This is a genomic window from Comamonadaceae bacterium M7527 (genome assembly GCA_021044545.1).
In the GTDB taxonomy this organism is placed as follows: Bacteria; Pseudomonadota; Gammaproteobacteria; order Burkholderiales; family Burkholderiaceae_C; genus RS62.
Genome location: CP087990.1, coordinates 1787464 through 1806605 on the forward strand (window position 1 = coordinate 1787464; position 19142 = coordinate 1806605).

Annotated in this window: 13 protein-coding genes and 2 pseudogenes; 4 read left to right on the forward strand and 11 right to left on the reverse strand. The window is 55.0% G+C overall.

All coding sequences use genetic code 11. The annotated features are described in order from the left end of the window. Positions 1-8 precede the first annotated feature (8 nt). The 10 genes and pseudogenes from potA to speB all read right to left on the reverse strand — a co-directional run bounded on the left by potA (position 9) and on the right by speB (position 12241). Positions 9-1121 (reverse strand): polyamine ABC transporter ATP-binding protein, encoded by a 1113-nt coding sequence (potA, locus tag LN050_08635; GenBank protein ID UFS55841.1) that lies wholly within the window; start codon positions 1119-1121, stop codon positions 9-11. 110 nt (positions 1122-1231) lie between these two features. Continuing rightward, positions 1232-2154: pseudogene (locus LN050_08640) on the reverse strand (extracellular solute-binding protein). Between the two features lie 357 nt (positions 2155-2511). Continuing rightward, on the reverse strand, positions 2512-3915 hold the full coding sequence (locus LN050_08645) for an aspartate aminotransferase family protein (protein ID UFS55842.1): 1404 nt from the start codon (positions 3913-3915) through the stop codon (positions 2512-2514). 47 nt (positions 3916-3962) lie between these two features. After that, the gene (locus tag LN050_08650; protein ID UFS55843.1) at positions 3963-5327 is read right to left on the reverse strand and encodes a glutamine synthetase family protein; all 1365 of its coding nucleotides are present in this window, start codon (positions 5325-5327) and stop codon (positions 3963-3965) included. A 49-nt stretch (positions 5328-5376) separates the two neighbouring features. Beyond that, complete coding sequence (locus LN050_08655; GenBank protein UFS55844.1) at positions 5377-6180, reverse strand: gamma-glutamyl-gamma-aminobutyrate hydrolase family protein; 804 nt, start codon at positions 6178-6180, stop codon at positions 5377-5379. A gap of 165 nt (positions 6181-6345) precedes the next feature. Beyond that, positions 6346-7866 (reverse strand): TRAP transporter large permease subunit, encoded by a 1521-nt coding sequence (locus LN050_08660; protein UFS55845.1) that lies wholly within the window; start codon positions 7864-7866, stop codon positions 6346-6348. Beyond that, positions 7863-8507, reverse strand: coding sequence for a TRAP transporter small permease subunit (locus LN050_08665; protein UFS55846.1), 645 nt, complete (start codon positions 8505-8507; stop codon positions 7863-7865). Before LN050_08665 ends, LN050_08660 begins: the two co-directional genes overlap by 4 nt. Positions 8508-8620: 113 nt before the next feature. Then, on the reverse strand, positions 8621-9709 hold the full coding sequence (gene dctP, locus LN050_08670; protein UFS55847.1) for a TRAP transporter substrate-binding protein DctP: 1089 nt from the start codon (positions 9707-9709) through the stop codon (positions 8621-8623). A 282-nt stretch (positions 9710-9991) separates the two neighbouring features. Further along, positions 9992-11298, reverse strand: a pseudogene (locus LN050_08675) (FAD-binding oxidoreductase). 4 nt (positions 11299-11302) lie between these two features. Next, entirely contained in the window at positions 11303-12241 is a 939-nt protein-coding gene (speB, locus tag LN050_08680; GenBank protein ID UFS55848.1) for an agmatinase, read from the reverse strand. A gap of 233 nt (positions 12242-12474) precedes the next feature. On the opposite strand from speB, the gene LN050_08685 reads away from it, so the two are divergent. Then, entirely contained in the window at positions 12475-12888 is a 414-nt protein-coding gene (locus LN050_08685; GenBank protein UFS57374.1) for a DUF411 domain-containing protein, read from the forward strand. Positions 12889-13010: 122 nt separating this feature from the next. On the opposite strand, the gene LN050_08690 is transcribed toward LN050_08685, so the two are convergent. Then, on the reverse strand, positions 13011-15314 hold the full coding sequence (locus tag LN050_08690) for a heavy metal translocating P-type ATPase (protein ID UFS55849.1): 2304 nt from the start codon (positions 15312-15314) through the stop codon (positions 13011-13013). A 688-nt stretch (positions 15315-16002) separates the two neighbouring features. Between LN050_08690 and LN050_08695 the strand changes: the two genes are divergently transcribed. The 3 genes from LN050_08695 to LN050_08705 are packed head-to-tail and all read left to right on the forward strand — an operon-like array spanning position 16003 to position 19139. Next, positions 16003-16278 (forward strand): hypothetical protein, encoded by a 276-nt coding sequence (locus tag LN050_08695; protein ID UFS55850.1) that lies wholly within the window; start codon positions 16003-16005, stop codon positions 16276-16278. Continuing rightward, positions 16275-17696, forward strand: coding sequence for a transporter (locus tag LN050_08700; protein UFS55851.1), 1422 nt, complete (start codon positions 16275-16277; stop codon positions 17694-17696). The genes LN050_08695 and LN050_08700 overlap by 4 nt, the downstream gene beginning before the upstream one ends. A gap of 39 nt (positions 17697-17735) precedes the next feature. Beyond that, positions 17736-19139, forward strand: coding sequence for a copper oxidase (locus LN050_08705; GenBank protein ID UFS57375.1), 1404 nt, complete (start codon positions 17736-17738; stop codon positions 19137-19139). The last annotated feature ends 3 nt before the right edge of the window (positions 19140-19142 follow it).

Sequence of the window (19142 nt, forward strand, 5' to 3'; positions counted from 1 at the left end):
CGCTCGCATCAAGTGGTCAATACAATGGCCGCCTCTTCAGGCCACCAAAAATAAACGCGGTCATTCCATGTGATGTCGCTGGTCTCGTAGCGCGAGGTGTTGGCCTGCGTGACCTTGATGCGGTGCCTAGACGGCATCTCGACAATAAATGTGTTGTAAGAGCCAAAGTAGGCAATCTCCATCACCTCACCACTGAACAAATTAACACTCACATCAGCGGGCTTGTCTTTGGAGATGGCAATCTTCTCTGGCCGAATAGCGGCAGTCAACTCTCTGCCCACGGTGCCAGAGACCCCGTAACTCACTCGCACCACACCGTCTGGCGTGGTGATTTCGCAAGCGTCAGATTCGTCCAGCGACATGTGGCCATCAAACAAGTTCACGTTACCGATAAAGTCCGCTACAAACCGGCAGTTGGGGTATTCGTAAATCTCACTGGGTGTGCCCACTTGCAGCACTTTGCCTTGGCTCATCACAGCAATGCGAGAGGCCATGGTCATGGCCTCTTCCTGGTCGTGGGTCACCATCACGCAGGTCACACCCACAGACTCGATGATGTTGACCAGCTCAAACTGTGTGCGCTCACGAAGCTTTTTGTCCAGTGCGCCCAAGGGCTCGTCCAGCAGCAGCAACTTGGGGCGTTTGGCCAGACTGCGGGCCAACGCCACACGTTGCTGTTGGCCACCAGACAGCTGGTGTGGCTTGCGCTTGGCATAGTTGCCCAGTTGCACCAGGCCTAGCATTTCGTCTACACGCGACTTGATTTCAGCACGTGGCAAACCTTCGCGTTTTAAACCAAAGGCCACGTTGTCCCATACGGTGAGATGAGGGAACAGCGCGTAAGACTGAAACATCATGTTGATAGGGCGCTCGTATGGCGGCATGGCCGCAATATCCTGCCCGCCCAGCAATACTTGACCTGATGTGGGCGACTCAAACCCCGCCAGCATGCGCAGCAAGGTGGACTTGCCACAACCCGAGCTGCCCAACAGCGCAAAGATCTCGCCTTTGTTGATAGACAAGCTCACTTGGTCAACGGCGGCAACCTCGTCAAAGCGTTTGAGCAAGTCAACGGTTTGCAAATAACCTTCACCAGAAGCGGCAGCAGTAGTAGCGTTCATAAAAGTAGGGGGCAGCAGCGGGGGCGGCGCTGTTATGAAAAAAAGCCGCAACCGCCAACGCTGTGGTTGGAGGATGCGGCCCTGCTCATGTGCAGTGTTGCAATAAGCGCTTAGTTACCTTTTTTGAACGCGGTGTACACGTTGGCCATGGCCTCGCGCGCACTGGCCGTGAAGTTGCCTGGTGGCACCATCAAGGCCATGTTGGCGTCATCTACGTAAATCGTAGGGTTGTTGGCAATGGCAGGGTCAACCAGGGGCTTGGCCGCCTTGTTACCAGCCGGGTATTGCATTTCGTTGGTAAACGTTGCGGATACCTCTGGGCGCAAGAAGTAGTCCAAGAACAAATGGGCGTTGTTCACGTGCTTGGCATCTGCCGGGATGGCCACGGTGTCAAAGAAAATCAGGCCGCCGGTTGTAGGCAGCAAGGCTTCAATGACTTCGTTGCTCTGGTTTTCAACCGCGCGCTCTCGTGCAATGTTGATGTCGCCAGACCAGCCTATGGCCACACAGGCTTTGCCACCGGCCATGTCGTCAATCAAGGTGGATGAGAACATGCGCACGTCTGGGCGCACTTTTTCCAGCATCTCCAAAGCGGCCTTGTAGTCAGCTGGGTCATTGGAATAGGCGTCTTTGCCCACGTAGTGCAAGGCTACCGGCACGATTTCTGTAGGTGAATCTAGGTAGGCAATACGCAAGACTTGAGCTTGGAGGTGTACTGTGGGTCAAATACCAAGTCCCACGCGTTGGCCGGCATGGGCATGCCGTCTAGTGCTTTTTCTACGCGGCCTTTGTTGATACCCACTGTTGTAAAGCCCCAGCCCCACGGGAAAATGTACTGATTGCCAGCGTCTACCAGTTCCAGCTTCTTCATGACCTCAGCGTCCAGGTTGCCGTAGTTGGTGAGCTTTGTCTTGTCCAGCTTTTGCAACAAACCACCATCAATTTGGGGCTTGGCGAACACCGAGCCTGGCATCACGATGTCGTAGCCAGAATTACCCGCTACCAGCTTGGCATGCAGCGCCTCGTTGGTCTCAAAGGTTTGGTAGTTCACCTTGATACCGGTTTCTTTTTCGAAATCAGGAATCATGGACTCACTGATGTAGTCAGGCCAGTTGTAGATATTCAGCACTTTTTCTTCTGTGCTGGCGACAGCTTGCGTGCCAGCCGATGCAGCGGCCTGCTCTTCTTTTGACCACAAGCGGCCAACAACGCTGCGGCTGCTGCCAGGGCAAATACGTGCTTCTTCAACATCTGCTTTTCTCCATTTAAAAGACTTATCAAATACCAAACTTCAGTAACTCTGTAGCAGCCCACACCGCAATGGGGCCACACTCATTACAACTGTACATTGTAAAAACAGATTGTGGCATTACCAATGGGCATTCTCACCTCACATTTGTCCAGCACTTTGAAGCTGGGCCAGCGTCTTATCAAGCACCAGTTTGATGCGCGTGGCCAATTCATCAATATCTGCGCGATTCATGATCAGGGGCGGCGACACAATCATGCGGTTGCCCACGGCACGCATGATTAAGCCGTTGTCAAAGCAATGGGTGCGGCACATCATGCCCACGTCCACATCGTCGCCAAAGGCCTCGCCAGTTGCCTTGTTTTTAAGCAACAACAAGCCGCCCACCATGCCACAGGTCTGCGCCTTGCCTACCAGCGGGTGTTGACCCAGTTCAGCAAACACCTGCGCCAAATAAGGACCGGTATCATCACGCACGCGCTCAACCAGGCCTTCTTTTTCCATGATGTCCAGGTTGGCCAGGGCCACGGCGCAAGCCACAGGGTGACCGCTGTAGGTGTAGCCGTGGTTGAACTCGCCGCCTTGCTCGATCAGCACCTTGGCCACACGGTCACCCACCATCACGCCGCCCAGCGGTATGTAGCCACTGGTAACAGCTTTGGCAAAGGTTACCAGGTCGGGTTTGTAGCCAAACTTTTCGTAGGCAAACCAATGACCTAATCGACCAAAGGCGCAAATCACTTCGTCAGATATCAGCAAAATGCCGTATTTGTCGACAATACGCTGTATTTCTGGCCAATAGCTGTCTGGTGGAATGATGACACCGCCTGCGCCTTGCACGGGTTCAGCAATAAAGGCGGCAACTTTGTCAGCGCCCAGTTCTAAAATTTTGTGCTCTAGCCAGCCCGCAGCGCGTACGCCAAAGTCAGCCTCGGACTCGCCAGGCAAGGCGTTGTCAAAGTAATAGGGCTGCTCAATATGGGTGATATTGGGTATGGGCAGGTCACCCTGTGCGTGCATGCCTTGCATGCCGCCCAGGGACGCGCCGGCCATGGTTGAGCCGTGATAGCCGTTGACACGGCCAATAATGACCTTACGCTGTGGCTGGCCCATCAAATCCCAGTAACGCCGCACCATGCGCACATTAGAGTCGTTACTTTCTGAGCCGCTGCTGGAATAAAACACATGCTCAAATGTGCGCCCGTCCACCTCGGGCGCCAGCTTGGCCAAGCGTGTGGCCAGCTCTACCGCGGGTACGTTGGTGGTTTGAAAAAAGCTGTTGTAGTAGGGCAGCTTTAGCATTTGGTCGCGCGCCGCATTGGCCAGCTCTTCGCGCCCGTAGCCTACGTTGACACACCATAAGCCGCTCATGGCGTCCAGCATTTGATGACCCTCAGCGTCCCACACATACATGCCTTGCGCCTTCACAATCACTTTGGAGCCGCGGCTTGCAAGATCTTTAAAGTCGGTGAACGGGTGCAAAAAATGCGCCGCGTCTTGCGCCTGAATGGCCTTGATGTCTATGGCTTTATCGGGTGCGTTCATATGCCCCTCCTTATCGGGTTGTTGTACTGGCTATGCATGCGTGGCAGTTAAACGTGTAGCAGCAAGTGCTCGCGCTCCCAAGGTGAAATCACTTTCATAAACTCGGCAAACTCCACCTCTTTAATTTCGGTGTAAACCGTGACAAACTCCTGACCCAGCACGTCGTGCAAGTCAGAGTCACGACGCAGCCAGTCCAGCGACTCCCCCAGGCTGCGCGGCAGCGCATGCGGTGACAGGTATGCATCGCCCTTCATTTCAGGCTTGGGCTCAATTTTGTTTTTCATGCCCAGGTAGCCACAGGCCAATGTCACGGCCAATGCCACATAGGGGTTGGCGTCTGCACCGCTGATACGGTTTTCAACGCGCCTCGCTTGTGGCGTGGAAATGGGTGAGCGTATACCCACTGTGCGGTTGTCGTGGCCCCACTCAATATTGATTGGTGCGGCGGTGTTGGGCGTCAGGCGGCGATAACTGTTGACATAGGGTGCAACCAAGGCAGTGGCCGACGGCATATAGCGCTGTAACCCCCCGATGTAATGGTTAAAGGCATCGGTGGCTGAACCGTCTTTGTTGCTGAATATGTTGTTGCCATCCTGGTCCAAGATGCTTTGGTGAATATGCATGGCGCTGCCAGGCTCGCCCGCAATGGGCTTGGCCATAAAGGTGGCGTACATGTCGTGGCGCATAGCGGCTTCGCGCACCGTGCGCTTGAAGAAAAATACTTCGTCTGCCAGGCCCATTGGGCTGTCGTGGAAAAAGTTGATTTCCATTTGTCCAGCGCCAATTTCGTGAATAAGCGTATCCACGTTGAGTTCCATCTTCTCGCAGTAGTCGTAGATATCTTCAAACAACGGATCAAACTCGTTCACTGCGTCAATGCTGTAGGCCTGGCGCGAGGTCTCAGCGCGGCCGCTGCGGCCTATGGGTGCGCGCAACAGGGTATTGGGGTCTGTGTTGCGCGCGACCAAGTAAAACTCCAGCTCCGGCGCCACCACTGGCGACCAGCCTTCAGCTGCAAACAAGTCACATACCTTGCGCAACACACTGCGTGGCGCGTGCGCAATGAGCTTGCCATTTTTGTCGTAACAATCGTGAATGACCTGCGCCGTAGGGTCTGAGGCCCACGGCACAATACGCACGGTAGACGGATCCGGGCGCAAATGCATGTCGCTGTCTATGGGGCTAACCACGTCGTAGTAAGGTCCGGTTTGCGGAAACTCGCCCGTTACACCCATGGCTACCACGGCCTCAGGCAGGCGCATGCCTCTGTCTTCGTAAAATTTCTCACGCGGCAAAATTTTGCCTCTGGCAACGCCCGTCAAGTCGGGCACCAAGCATTCGACCTCGGTCACGCGGCGCTCGTTTAGCCATCTCTCAAGGTCATTAAAAGTCTGGTTGTTTTTGTTGGTCATATAAACAGTCGGTTGGTTGTTGTGTGGCGGGCTTGGCTTCATCAAAAGCCTATGGCACCGCCTCAACCGACTTGGACAACAAACCCTGTGCACGCTGTGCACCACGCTTGGCGCAGGCTTGACCAAAGGCTTTAAAAATGGCGGCGTAAAAAGGGTTGTCCCAGCAGCGCCACTCCGGATGAAACTGCATGCCGTAAGCAAACGTGCGCGCACCCTTCACGCCAAATGCCTCAATAATGCCGTCTGGCGCATAGGCCAAGGCCTCAAGACCATTGGCCAAACGGTCAACGCCTTGGCCGTGTAATGAATTCACCATGGTGGTGGTGCCACCAGCCCAGCGCTCCAATACACTACCCGCCACGATATCTATGGCATGTGCGAGTTCATATTGCTGGTCAAAGTCGCGGGTTTTGTCTTCGCGATGGTCCAGCTTGCCGGGCAGGTTTTGTATTTGCTGATGCAAGCTGCCGCCCATGGCCACGTTGATTTCTTGAAAACCACGGCAAACCCCCAGCAAGGGTATGTCTTGTTGCAAACAAGCGTTGACCAGGGCCAGGGTCAGCGCATCACGCGCAGGATCTAACGGAAGTGACGTGTCTGCCACCGTTTGACCGAAATGGCTGGGGTGTATGTTGGCCGGCGAGCCGGTGAGCATGACGCCGTCAACCAAGGCCAGCAAGGCATTGATGTCACCAGATTCCGCGAGTGGGAATGTGCAGGGCTGGGCATTGGCGCCCAACTTGAGTGCTCTAGCGTACTTGTCACCAAGCACTAAAAAAGGCGCTGACTGAGGCGCATCGCCCAATAGCCTGGCGTCCATTGGTAACCACACCAAAGAGGGAGGGGCTGTCATGAGAAGTCTCCTAATGTTGCTCATTCTGCCCCAGTAATGAATCAAATTTCGCCAGCCAAGCCGACTATTTGCCGAGCCTCGCAATCCGCAAAACATGTCACCAACAAAAAACCCCTGTAACCAGCAGGCTACAGGGGTTTGAATCGGCCAACAAGGCGTTAGGCGTTACCGCCCGTACACCATGTCTGGCAGCCAAGTGGCCACACCAGGCACCACCACCACGATAAACAAGGCCAACACCTGAATGGCCAAGAACACCAGTGATGAGCGGAAAATGGTGGCCATGGTCACATCCTTGGGTGCAACACCCCGGATGTAGAACAAGGCGTAACCAAATGGTGGGCTCAAGAAGCTCATTTGCATGTTGATGAGGTACAGCACGCCGAACCACAACACAGCCTGGTCAGGTGTTGGACCTGGCAAGCCAAACAAACCGTCAAACGTCAGCGACTTGATGATAGGTACAAAGATTGGCACGGCCAACAGCAAAATACCCACCCAATCCAGGAACATGCCCAACACCACCAACAGAATCATCATCAGCAGCAAGATGCCATAGGCGCTCCAGCCTGTGCTGAGAATGGTCTCGGTGATAAAGGCTTGGCCGCCTTGCAAAATGTACAAGCCCACAAAGATAGACGCACCAAAGATGATCCAGATCACCATGGATGTCGCTTTCACAGTGCCGGTACTGGCTTCGATCACACCTCTTAGGCTCAAACGCTTGTGCATGGCCGCCACACCAATGGCGCCAAAGCTGCCCAAACCAGCGGCCTCAACTGGTGTGGCAATACCTGCAAACAGCAAGCCCAACACCGTCATCACCAACAGAATAGGCGCAATCAAGCGACGCAACAAAGCCAGCTTGGCACCCAGGCTCAGGCGCTCTTCTACTGGCACAGGCGGGCCCAGCTTGGGGTTTAGTGTGGTGCGTATGAGTACATAAGCGATGTACATGCCTGAGAGCAACAAGCCCGGCATGACACTACCCAAGTACAACTCGCCCACAGACTGCTGCGCCACAACGGCGTACAAAATGGCCAAGATAGACGGTGGAATCAACACACCCAACGTGCCGCCGGCCATGATGGAGCCGATAGCAATTTGCTGGTCATAGTTGCGCTTGAGCATGGCTGGCAGCGCAATAATGCCCATGGTCACAATGGCAGCACCCACCACACCCACCATCGCGGCCAGCAAGGTTGAGGCAATGATGGTGGCCACGGCCAAGCCGCCGTGCAAACCGCCCATCCACTGGTAAACCGCGTCAAACAGCTCTTCAATCAAGCCCGCACGCTCCAGCATGGTGGCCATGAAAATAAACAGCGGAATGGCTGCCAAATCTGGGTTGGTCATCATGGGGAAGATGCGACTGGGAATGATGTTGAGCATGGCTGCGTCGCCAAGCAAATACAAAAACACCACACCCAAACCACCAGCCACAAAGGCCAATGGCAATCCAGCCATCAACAACACAAAGAGTGAGCCAAACATGATCCACGTGAGCGAGGCCATGCCGACGTCAGCCAACACACCCTGCATGCGGAACAGGAAATAGTCATCACCCCACGGGTCGTAAAAAGCGATGTTGATCGCTTCAACGCCCACAATGGCAGTAACCAGCAAGGCCAAGCCATAAGTCCATAGCCGCGAGCGACTCGCCGCGGCTGCCGTGATCGTGCTCATGCGCCCACCTCATTTTTCAGGCACGTCTCGTACGTGCGTATGTCTTTAATCAAGCGCGAAACGCCTGCCAGAAGAATCAAAACGGCGCCAACGAACATCAACGCTTTAACAGGCCAATACTGGATTTGCCACGTCTCTACTGAGCGTTCATCCATGGCCAGACTCTCCACGCCAAAGCGCCACGATGTAGCCATCATGGCAAACACGAAAATAAAGAAAAAGACCGACGTTACAACGTCGAATGCAGCTTTACGCCTTGGTGGTAGTTTTGTGTACAACACGTCAACACGCACATGTGAGCCGTGCAACAAACCATAGGCACCAATCATCATGTACTGCATGCCGAACAGCAAAAAGCTGGACTCATGCACCCAAATCGTTGGCATATCAAAAATGTAACGAGCGATCACTTCGTATGTATAAAAACACACTGCTGTCACGCTCCACAAGGCCACAAAAAGGCCAGAGCGGTCGCTGATCCAATCAAGCGTGCGCTCAACGGTGCCTGCACCTTCTTCGTAAGGAACAGGCTGCAACACGCCGCCTTTGTGACCAATGGCGATAACGACCAAAGGAATAAAAGCCAGCCAGCCCCAGTACAACCAATGCGGCAGTACAAAACCGATGCTTTCTAAGTTCATTTCAAATTTCCCAAAAAAATGAGCGGCACATTCGGTGCCGCTCTATAGCACTTAGGCCACGCCCATGTTTGCACATGCGGCGCAGCCCAAGTGTGCTAGACGCACATGGCGCTTTACAGTGACTGGCCTTTCAGGTCAGCATCAGTTACATAGCCCATTACGCCGTTTTTCATGTAGTCAAGTTGCAGCTTGAACACAGCAGATGCGTCTGCATCTTTCTTGGCCCAACGGTACCAGGCGGGTATGGCAGCCTTGCGGAACTGGTCTACATCTGACTGCTGCAAACGTGTAACCGTTGTACCGGCTTCTGCAAACTTGGCCAACGCTTTAACGTTAGCAGCCTGGATTGCGGTGTACTGTGTCAAAGAGTAGCCTTTGACCTGGTCTTCAACCATTTGCTGCATGCCTTTTGACAAGCGCTTCCAGGCACCCATGTTGACGGTCAAGTCCATCAAGTCAACTGGCTGGTAAATACTCATCATGCCTGGAGGGCCCATGAGAATGTACTTGGTCACTTGGTGGAAGCCCAAGTCGTAGTTCACAGCTGGACCAACAAAGTCAGCCGCATCAATAGAACCTTTTTCCAGCGCAGGGAAAATGTCTGAGCCTGGCAAACCAACAGGTGACACGCCAAACTGTTGGAACACTTCAGACACCATGCCGCCTGGCAAACGAATCTTCTTGCCCTTCATGGCTGCCAATGAGTCCATGGGCACTTTTGAGTGAATGATGTTGGCATCGTGTTGGATAGGGCCAACGTAAAACAAACCTTGTTTGGCGTAAATCTTACGCGCCATCTCCAACATGCCCAAACCATAGAACATGGTGTCCCACTGTGCAGGCTGGTCTGGACCCATGGGGTAGCTGGACAAAAACACGGATGCTGGAATCTTGCCGGCCCAGTACAGGGTCCATGGGTTCATACCCTGCAACACGCCTGACTTGACAGCTTCAAACAAAGCGTTGTTGTCAGCAGCAACAGACTTGGCTGGGAATGGCTTGATGGTCAGTTCGCCACCAGACTTTTCCTGGAAGTCGTTACACCACTTTTCAAACAGGGTGTAACCAGTCGTGCCAGCGTCCCAGGTGGACTGCACTTTCCAGGTTTGACCAGCAGCTGCTTGCGCATTACCCACAAATGGGGCGGCCAAGGCGCCAATAGCACCGGCCTTTAGTAAACCGCGACGTGATGTGATATCCATATTCCAACTCCTAGTGTGTGGGGGTGTTTGTCTTAGACATGCGAAGTGTGGGAGGCCACATGTGTATGGCTCACAGTACAAACCCTAGGTTTGTCGCGGTCGCGTCAGCACGCGGACACTACACAAACGTGCTTTCTTAAAACGGCAAACTGAAATACATAACAAAAACAATGCTTAAACAATAACGCGCCTGAATCCTCACGCAGGCAATGAATTTTTTTCAATCAGCTTGGATATTAGTAGCGCGGCCTTTGCTTTCGCTTAGCTTACAAATTCACGCCATCAAAGCAAATCGCGCAAGCGGTGGTACATCATGCCCATAGCCAACGTAGGCATGCGCAACAAGGCACCGCCGGGAAAGTGATGGTGCTTGAGCTTGGCAAACACGTCAAAGCTGCTGGCTTGTTGGCTGATGGTTTGTGCCGCCATGCGCCCAGCCAAACCCGTTAGCGCCACACCATGGCCGCTAAAACCCTGCAAGTAATAAACGTTGTCGGCAAGACGCCCAAAGTCAGGGGCGCGGTTCATGCTGATGTCCACAAAGCCGCCCCAGGTGTAATCAACGCGCACTTGGCCCAGCTGCGGAAAAATGTCTAGCAGGCGCGCTTGCATATGCGCACTCAAATTGCGAGGCGTTTTGGTGGTGTAGCTGACTTCGCCACCAAACAACATGCGATTGTCTGCACTAAAGCGGTAGTAATCCATAACAAAATTGTTGTCGCACACCGCCGCGCCACTGGGAATAATGCTGCGTACCAGCCCGTCAGACAGTGGCTTTGTTGCAATGATGTAGGTGCCTACAGGCATTACACGCGGCGTTATGCCGGGTGCCACTTTGGGGCCAAACTGGGCCAGGGTGCAGTTGCCTGCCAACACCACGTAACTGGCACGCACTGTGGCCTGTGCCGTACGCACGGCAACGGACTTGCCTTGCACCAGCTCAATCACGGCGCTGTGCTCAAACACTTGCACGCCTGCGGCCAAGGCCGCTTGCAACAAACCCAGGCCAAATTTAAGCGGGTGCAAGTGGCCAGACTTGCGCTCATAGGCGCCGGCCACATAACGGGGGCTGTCTATTTGGTGGCGCAGCTCGTCTGGACATACCAATCGCACTCAAAACCATAGTCATGGTGTAAGGCGTCCATCTCAGTGCGCAGCGCTTTTGCTTTGCGCGCTTTGTCTGCCACATACAAATAGCCATGTTGCCTGTCGCAGTCAATGCCATGCGTCTCAATGCGTTGGTCTATTAAATCAATGGCATCTAATGACAACTGCCACAAGTGTTTGGCTTGGTCGCGCCCAAGTTGGCGCTCAAGCTCGGCTTGGCCGCTGGCATAACCCACTATGGCTTGCCCTCCGTTGCGCCCCGATGCACCGCTGCACACACGGTGTGCCTCTAAGACCACCACGCGCTTGCCTGCTGCGGCCAAGTCAATGGCCGCACTAAGACCTGCAAACCCAGCGCCCACCACCACCACGTCGGCTTGTATGTCGGTATCTAGGGCGGGTAAGCTTGCACCGCGCTCAACGCTGGCTTCGTAGTAGCTAAAGCTGTTTAACTGTGTGTCTGATTGCAGCAAATGGCTCATGCGTTTAGTGTGCGCTTTGGCCTTTCTTGGCCACTTGGCCGCTTAAATAAGTCCACACCGCGGTTGCCGACGCGTTGCTGGTCAGTTCGCCGTGGTCATAAGCGGGTGCTACTTCAACGCAATCCATAGCCACGGTGTTGAGCACGCTAAGCGCTTCTATCCAGGTCAGTAGTTGGCTAGCGCTCAAACCACCGGGCTCTGGTGTGCCTGTGCCCGGTGCGAACGCTGGGTCTAGACAGTCAATGTCTAGGGTCATGTAGCAAGGTCTATCACCAAGGCGATCTAGCACTTTGTCAATGAATGGCTGCAAGCTGTCGCCGTCTTTGCCACGCTGGCTGCGCGCATCAAATATCAAGCCACCTTGATGCGCCACGTAGTTACGTGCCGCCTCATCGCCACTTGAGCGCAGGCCGATTTGCACGGTGGCTGTGGGGTCTACCAAGCCTTCAGCAATAGCTTCATAAGTCCACGTGCCGTGACCTGATGGCTCACCAAAGTGATTGGTCCAGGTGTCGCAGTGAGCATCAAAGTGCACCAGCGCCAACGGACCATGTAAGCGGTGCGCAGCACGCAACAAAGCCAGCGTGACAGAATGGTCACCGCCTAAAAATACCATGTGGTGTTTGGCCATTAGCGCCTGCGCCTGCTGCTCAATCAACTCGCGTATGGTGGCCAAAGGCGAGGCGTTGGGCAGGCGCATGTCGCCTGCGTCACCCAGTTGGCCGTATGGCGACACATTGAAGTAGGGGTGGCCTCCATCACACAACATATGGCTGGCAAGCCGAATAGCACCAGGGCCAAATCGCGCGCCTGGGCGGTTGGTCACGGCCCCGTCAAACGGTATGCCACACACGCCAAAAGCTTGGTTGACCAGCGCTGGTGCGTCTAGAAACCGCGCACCGTGTTGTGTATAGGGAAAATGTCCAGTCCAGTTGTTGGCCATGTGCGCATCCTGTCAGTAAGCGTCTTAAAATTTGCGTTTAAGTTAGATATGGTCTCATAGTTCAAGCTCGCCAAGGTGGCGGCTGCCACCCTTTAGCGCAACAGATAAAGCCCTTTGGCGCATGGGCAGGCGTTTCGCGTGCACATTGAACTTTTTGACTGCAAACAAGTCACACTGCCATGAATCAACAGACCAACCGCCGCTCCTTCATCGCCTTGGGCGCGCTCGCGCTAATGGCTCCATCATTTGCAGTACACGCTGCACCAACCAAGCTTGTACAGGTCTGGAAAGACCCCAATTGCGGTTGTTGCAAAGACTGGGTTGACCACTTGCAAGCAAATGGCTTTAAAACCAAAGTGTTTGACACCGGCAACACCGCCAAGCGCAAACAATTGGGTATGCCGCAGTCGTTTGGCTCTTGCCACACCGCGCTTATTGACGGCTATGTCATAGAAGGCCATGTGCCCGCTAGCGACATACAGCGCTTGCTGTCGCTTCGCCCCAAAGCCATTGGTTTGGCAGTGCCCGGCATGGTGGTGGGCTCTCCCGGTATGGACGGGCCAGTTTACAAAGGCAGAAGCGACCCTTATGACGTGCTACTGGTGCTTGGCGAAGGCCGGTCTTCAGTGTTTCAACGCCACACCTGAGACTGCATCGCGACTGGCCGTGGTTTAGTCTCTTAAAAGCTTTTGAGGCTCTTAGGGCTCTAAAGACTCTAAAGATTGTTAGGGCTCTTGAAACTGATACGGCTTTGAAACGCGCTCGGCTATTAGGGCTTCCAGCGGTTTAGCAACAAGGCATTGCTCATCACGCTAACCGAGCTCAAGGCCATGGCCGCACCCGCTACTACAGGGCTTAAAAAACCCATGGCCGCCAGCGGAATGCCTGCTGCGTTGTAGGCAAACGCCCAAAACAGGTTTTGCCTGATTTTGTGTACCGTGTGTTTGGAAATAGACAAAGCCGCTTGCACCAGCACCGGGTCCGCGCGCATCAGCGTAATGCCTGCGGCCTGCATGGCTACATCGCCGTGCTGGCCGTTGTTCATGGCCACACCCACTTGTGCGGTAGACAATGCCGGTGCGTCATTGATGCCATCGCCTACAAAGGCAACAACGCTGCCATTGGCTTGCAGCGCTTTAATGGCGGTGGCCTTGTCACCTGGCAGTAATTCACCCCATACGTCAGCTGGTGGCAAACCAACGCGCGCGCCCACCGCATTGGCTGCAGCTTGGTTGTCGCCAGACAGCATTACCACGCGCTGGCCCGCAGCCATGAGCGCACGCACGGCGTCAACCGTGCTGGGCTTTAACGCGTCGCCAAAGGCAAACAAGGCTTTAATGCGGCCTTGCTGCGCAAAAGCAGACACGCTATAGCCCAAGCCTTGCCACTGTTGCAAGGCGTCTATCACCGACGGTTGTTCCAGTTGAGCGCCCAGGCCAAGCTCACGCATCCAAGCCAAACTGCCCATTTGCAGCGGTGCGCCAGCGCTGACGGCTTGGCTGCCTTTTCCTGCAACGTTTTCGACTTGCTCTACGCTTATTTGACTGGTAGACGCTGGCAGCGCTTGGGTCTCAAGCCAATCACGCATGGCTTGGGCCAAAGGGTGTGGGTTGTCGGTTTGTAGGGCTTGCAACGCGGCCAATGACGCGGGCTGTGCGTGCGGCTGTGCAAGGTCGCACCACAGTGTGGCCATGACCGTGGGCTTGCCCATGGTGAGGGTGCCCGTCTTGTCAAACGCCACCACGTCTACGGCATACGCTTGCTCCAAGGCCTGTGCGTCCTTGATCAAAATGCCGTGCTTGGCTGCCACGCCTGTACCCACCATCATGGCCGCTGGCGTAGCCAAGCCCAAAGCACAAGGGCAAGCAATGACCAATACCGCCACCATGTTGATCATGGCTTGCTCAAAAGGCGCACCTTTTGCAAGCCACACCCACAACGTCACACCGGCAATCAGCAACACCACCGGTACAAACACAGCGGCTACTTTGTCCACTATGCGTTGCACAGGGGCTTTGCCTGCCTGGGCATCACTGACCATGGTCACAATGTTGGACAACACGCTGTGGGTATCGGTGGCACTGACCACAATGTCCAAAGTGGCCTCGCCATTGAGCGTGCCACCAATCACGCGCTCGCCTACGGTTTTGGCCACAGGCAAGGGCTCGCCCGTGACCATGGCCTCATCCACACTGGAGCTACCCACGGCGACAACACCGTCGGCTGGAATGCGCTCACCAGGGCTGACGCGTATGCGGTCACCCACCAACAACTCAGACACAGGAATGTGCTGAATGTCCTCACGCTTCACGCCGTCGGGCAACAACTTGGCTGTGCTGGGCTTTAAGCTGTTCAACGCTCGAATGGCCGATGTGGTTTGTCGCTTGCTGCGCGTCTCTAGGTATTTGCCCAACAACACCAAGGCGATTACAACGGCTGAGCCCTCGTAGTACAAATGCGGCGGCTGCTCACCCTGATGGGTCAACCACAGCCAGGTGGACAAGCCCCAGCCCGCGGTTGTACCAATGGCGACCAACAACTCCATGTTGCCCGTGAACGCCTTTAGGGCGTGCCAGGCGCTTTTGTAAAAGGGCCAGCCCAAGACAAATTGCACAGGTGTGGCCAGCACAAACTGCATCCACGGTGCAGGCATGGACAGCGTTACCGGTGCGCCCCACAGCATGCCCAACACAGGGCCAAGCCAGTGCACCACCATGGGCAATAACAAAGGCGCGGACAGCAACAATGCCGCCAGCGTGGGCAAAAAGTCCTTGTCTATGCCCATGCGGTTTGGTTTGTCTGCATCAACCAATACCTGTGCGTCTCTGGGCTCATAGCCCGCATCACGAATCACGCGGCGCATGTCGCGCTGCCAAGCCACCGCATCTGTAACCTCGGTGCTAGGCACGACGCGCACCATCTCGGTTGCCAAATTCACACTGGCTTGCGACACGGTTTTTTGCTTGCTAAGAGCACGCTCAACCCGACCTACGCACGAGGCGCACGTCATACCACCCACGCCTATATCCAAAGGTGTTGATGGTGTTGGTTGGGTCTTGGAAGGCGTGGTCATGGTGTTGGGGCGTGGGGAACTATTGGGTGGGGTCTGTGGTCGTAGTACGGTGGTCATCATAGTAGTGAGAGACACTGTCTTCATCCAAGTTCAACGAAAACGCGTACCAAACGCCTATACTGCCACCATGTTGTCGCGCTTACGCCGATTATTGACCTGTTTGTTTGTCATGCTTGCCGTGACAACGCAAGGTATTGCTGGTGCGGCTATGGCCACACAGATGGCGGGCCCGGTGTCGCCCAGCACAGCGCACGCGTCGCCAGGTTGTGATCACACCACTGTTGTCAAGGTGTCTGACCACGTTCACCATGCTCAGCCACTGCCAAAAAGCCACCAACAAGTGCTTTCAAGCCACAGTTGTGAGGCGTCGCACGCCATCCACGTCACATGCGCGGCGTGTCTCATGGTTTGCTCAGGGCTGTCCTTGACTGCAACACCAGCCGTTTTTACCGATGAGCAGCCGCGTTGTGCTGCACCGGTGTGGATCGCTCAACAAATCCCAAGCCCAGTGCTTGGGGGCTTACTTCGCCCTCCCCTTAAACCTCTTGCTTGAATCAAAAGGGCCCAATGCGTGAACAACGTACTGGCTGATTGAGCGCACACCCTGCACCGGGTGTGCTCATTGTGACCACAGGCTTTCAAGCCCACAGCTTGTTAACAGTAAAGCCGTGGTTACACAGAGGTATCTATGTTTTTATATATCAACCGCAGCGTCCGACTGGTGGCGTTGCCAATCCTATTTGTGTGGATTGGTGTTGCCACCATGCACACGGCGCTGGCGCAGACCAATGCGCCACCACTGTCTCACACATCCGCGTTTGACCTCTACCCCGACAATGGCGAGGTGACACCCATAGACTGGCGGGCCGCCAATGTGGTCGTCGGGCAGCGTGGCGGCTGGCGGGCCTATGCCGCCGAGGCATCTGAGGCGGCCAAACGGGCATCGCAAGGCGGTGCACAATGAGGCGGCAACGACTACAACTCAGCGCCATTGCTGCCAGCGTAGTGGTGCTGGCAGGTTGCACATCGGTCACACCACAAGGTGTTCTAGAGCAGGTATCGGCTCGTGTTGGCACGCACCTACCCGCGCCGCTAACGCTTGCTTCTGACGAGGCTGCACTGCGAGAAGCACGCCAGCGCGTTGACACGCTTCTTGGTCAAACGCTGACGCAGGCAGGGGCTGTCGAGCTGGCCATGTACAACAGCCCCGCATTTCAAGCGATGCTGGCACAAGGGGTTGGCAACACGGCCAATGCGGCACAAGGCGGGCGCATTTCAAACCCCAACTTTGGCTTTGAGCGCATGACCTCAACCGGGGAGTTGGAGCTCACCCGCATGCTGTCATTTGGATTGTTAGATTTGCTAACGCTGCCCAAGCGACAAGCTGTTGCAACACTCGCGGTTGATCAAGCACAGCTTGACTTGGCCCAGCAAGTTGTCAAAGACATCTCCTCGGTGAAGCTGGCGTGGGTTAGCGCAATTGCCGCTGAACAACGCCTAGCCTATGCGCAGCAAGTCCAGCGCAGCGCCAATGCCAGTGCAGAGCTGGCAAAAAGGCTGTTGGCTGTGGGCAATTTCAGCTGGCTACAACAAGCCAAACAACAGCAGTTTGCAAGTGATGCCGCTATAGCCTTGGCCAGTGCGCAACATGCCCGCACCACCGCCCACGAGGCGTTGGTAAGGGTGTTGGGCCTCAGACCAGAGCAGCTGGCCAAACTGCAACTGCCCAAGCGCCTACCCGCTGTTCCTGACAACATCTTATTGCCCGCTCAAATCAACACCGCCGCTGTTGACACGCGCCTAGACATTGGCATTGCCAAGTTGAATGTGCAACGCTTGGTAGACAGTGATTCACTTGATACCTTGACCAGTTTTACCGATGTCGAATTGGGCGTGAGAGGGGTTGATAAAAAGGACACCGCCACAGGAGAGGTAACCAGCGCCAGAGGTTTTGAAATTGGTGTTAGCTTGCCTATTTTTGACTGGGGTGATAACAAACGGGCGGCTTTTAGTGCGCAACAAATTGCAGCACAACGCAACTTAGAGGCGACTGTGCTCAACGCCAACTCACAGCTACGGGTTAGTTATTCGGCATACCGCACGGCACACGACTTGGCCATGCATTACAAACAAGTGGTACTGCCTATGCGCGCTCGCATATCTGAAGAAAACCAGTACCGCTACAACGGCATGCTCATCAGTGTGTTTGACTTGCTAAGCGACGCTAGGGGTCAAATCAACACCGTCACCCAAGCCCTAAACGCCACCGAACAATTTTGGACGGCGCACGCGCTGTTGCAAAACAATTTAATGGGTGTACCCAGTCAAGCCATTGCCATGGACACGGCTGCACCCGCCAACGACACAGCAGGAGGGCATTGAACCATGTCACAACCATCAGCAAAGCATTCAGACCAACAGTTGCGTGAGCGGCGTCGGTTTTTAAATTTGGCGGGTATTGGCGCCAGCGCCGTGGCGGCCGCTTCCGTGAGTCCAGTTGCCATGGCTGCACTGCCAGAGTTGGTGTCTCAACCCGATGCAACCACCGCACCGCCGCTGTTTGCCCAAACGGGTAGGCCTTATGACCCTGTTACAACCATCAACGGCTGGTCACTGCCGTGGCGCATGCGCCAAGGAGTCAAAGAGTTTCACCTGGTTGCGGAACCCGTTGTGCGCGAAATGGCAACTGGTTTTAATGCCCATTTGTGGGGCTATAACGGCCAATCTCCCGGACCAACAATTGAAGTGGTGGAGGGCGACCGCGTGCGTCTTTACGTGACCAACCGACTACCGGAGCACACCAGCGTACATTGGCACGGCCAACGCTTGCCCAATGGTATGGATGGTGTAACGGGGCTTAACCAACCGGCCATCGCACCGGGTAAAACCTTTGTATACGAATTCGTTGCAAGACGCCCAGGCACTTTTATGTACCACCCGCACGCCGACGAAATGGTTCAAATGGCCATGGGCATGATGGGCTCGTGGGTCACCCACCCCAAACAACACGACCAACGCATTGGTCAGGTAGACCGAGATTTCTGCTTCTTGCTCAATGCGTATGACGTCGAGCCAGGAAGCGCCACGCCAAAAATCATGACCATGCTGGACTTTAATCTGTGGTCTTGGAATAGCCGCATTTTTCCTGGTATTGACTCATTCAATGTCAAACAAGGTGATCGCGTACGCATGCGGGTTGGTAACTTGACTATGACCAACCACCCCATACACATACATGGTCAAGAGTTTGAGGTAACAGGCACAGATGGCGGCCCCACACCAAAGGGTTCTCGTTGGCCAGAGGTGACCACTGATATAGCCGTAGGCCAAATGCGACAAATCGAGTTCGTCGCCGACGAGCTGGGTGACTGGGCCGCGCATTGCCACAAAAGCCATCACACCATGAATGCAATGGGGCACGACATCCCCACCATGATTGGCGCAGATCACGCGGGGCTAACCGCCCAGATACGCGAGCTCACGCCCGAATACATGGTGATGGGAGAGCGCGGTATGGCCGACATGACCGAAATGGCCATGGCCATCCCAGACAACACAACGCCCATGATGACTGGCGACGGACCGTTTGGCTCGGTAGAAATGGGTGGCATGTTTAGTGTGCTCAAAGTGCGCAAAGATCAGCCTGCTCACAGCAATGCCGACCCTGGCTGGTACAAGCACCCCCCGGGCACTGTGGCATACGAATACAAGGGTGAGACACCAACGCCTAAACGCGCACAAAACGCTGGTGCATCTGCCATGCCTATGACCACCAGTGTCAAGCAAACAGTTCACATTCAAAAACCACATCAACACAAGCACTAAGGA

Excerpts from the sequence above, each read along its gene's own strand:
- potA (UFS55841.1), bottom strand. The coding sequence starts at position 1,121 with ATGAACGCTACTACTGCTGCCGCTTCTGGTGAAGGTTATTTGCAAACC.
- LN050_08645 (UFS55842.1), bottom strand. The coding sequence starts at position 3,915 with ATGAACGCACCCGATAAAGCCATAGACATCAAGGCCATTCAGGCGCAA.
- LN050_08650 (UFS55843.1), bottom strand. The coding sequence starts at position 5,327 with ATGACCAACAAAAACAACCAGACTTTTAATGACCTTGAGAGATGGCTA.
- LN050_08655 (UFS55844.1), bottom strand. The coding sequence starts at position 6,180 with ATGACAGCCCCTCCCTCTTTGGTGTGGTTACCAATGGACGCCAGGCTA.
- LN050_08660 (UFS55845.1), bottom strand. The coding sequence starts at position 7,866 with ATGAGCACGATCACGGCAGCCGCGGCGAGTCGCTCGCGGCTATGGACT.
- LN050_08665 (UFS55846.1), bottom strand. The coding sequence starts at position 8,507 with ATGAACTTAGAAAGCATCGGTTTTGTACTGCCGCATTGGTTGTACTGG.
- dctP (UFS55847.1), bottom strand. The coding sequence starts at position 9,709 with ATGGATATCACATCACGTCGCGGTTTACTAAAGGCCGGTGCTATTGGC.
- speB (UFS55848.1), bottom strand. The coding sequence starts at position 12,241 with ATGGCCAACAACTGGACTGGACATTTTCCCTATACACAACACGGTGCG.
- LN050_08685 (UFS57374.1), top strand. The coding sequence starts at position 12,475 with ATGGCTCCATCATTTGCAGTACACGCTGCACCAACCAAGCTTGTACAG.
- LN050_08690 (UFS55849.1), bottom strand. The coding sequence starts at position 15,314 with ATGACCACGCCTTCCAAGACCCAACCAACACCATCAACACCTTTGGAT.
- LN050_08695 (UFS55850.1), top strand. The coding sequence starts at position 16,003 with ATGTTTTTATATATCAACCGCAGCGTCCGACTGGTGGCGTTGCCAATC.
- LN050_08700 (UFS55851.1), top strand. The coding sequence starts at position 16,275 with ATGAGGCGGCAACGACTACAACTCAGCGCCATTGCTGCCAGCGTAGTG.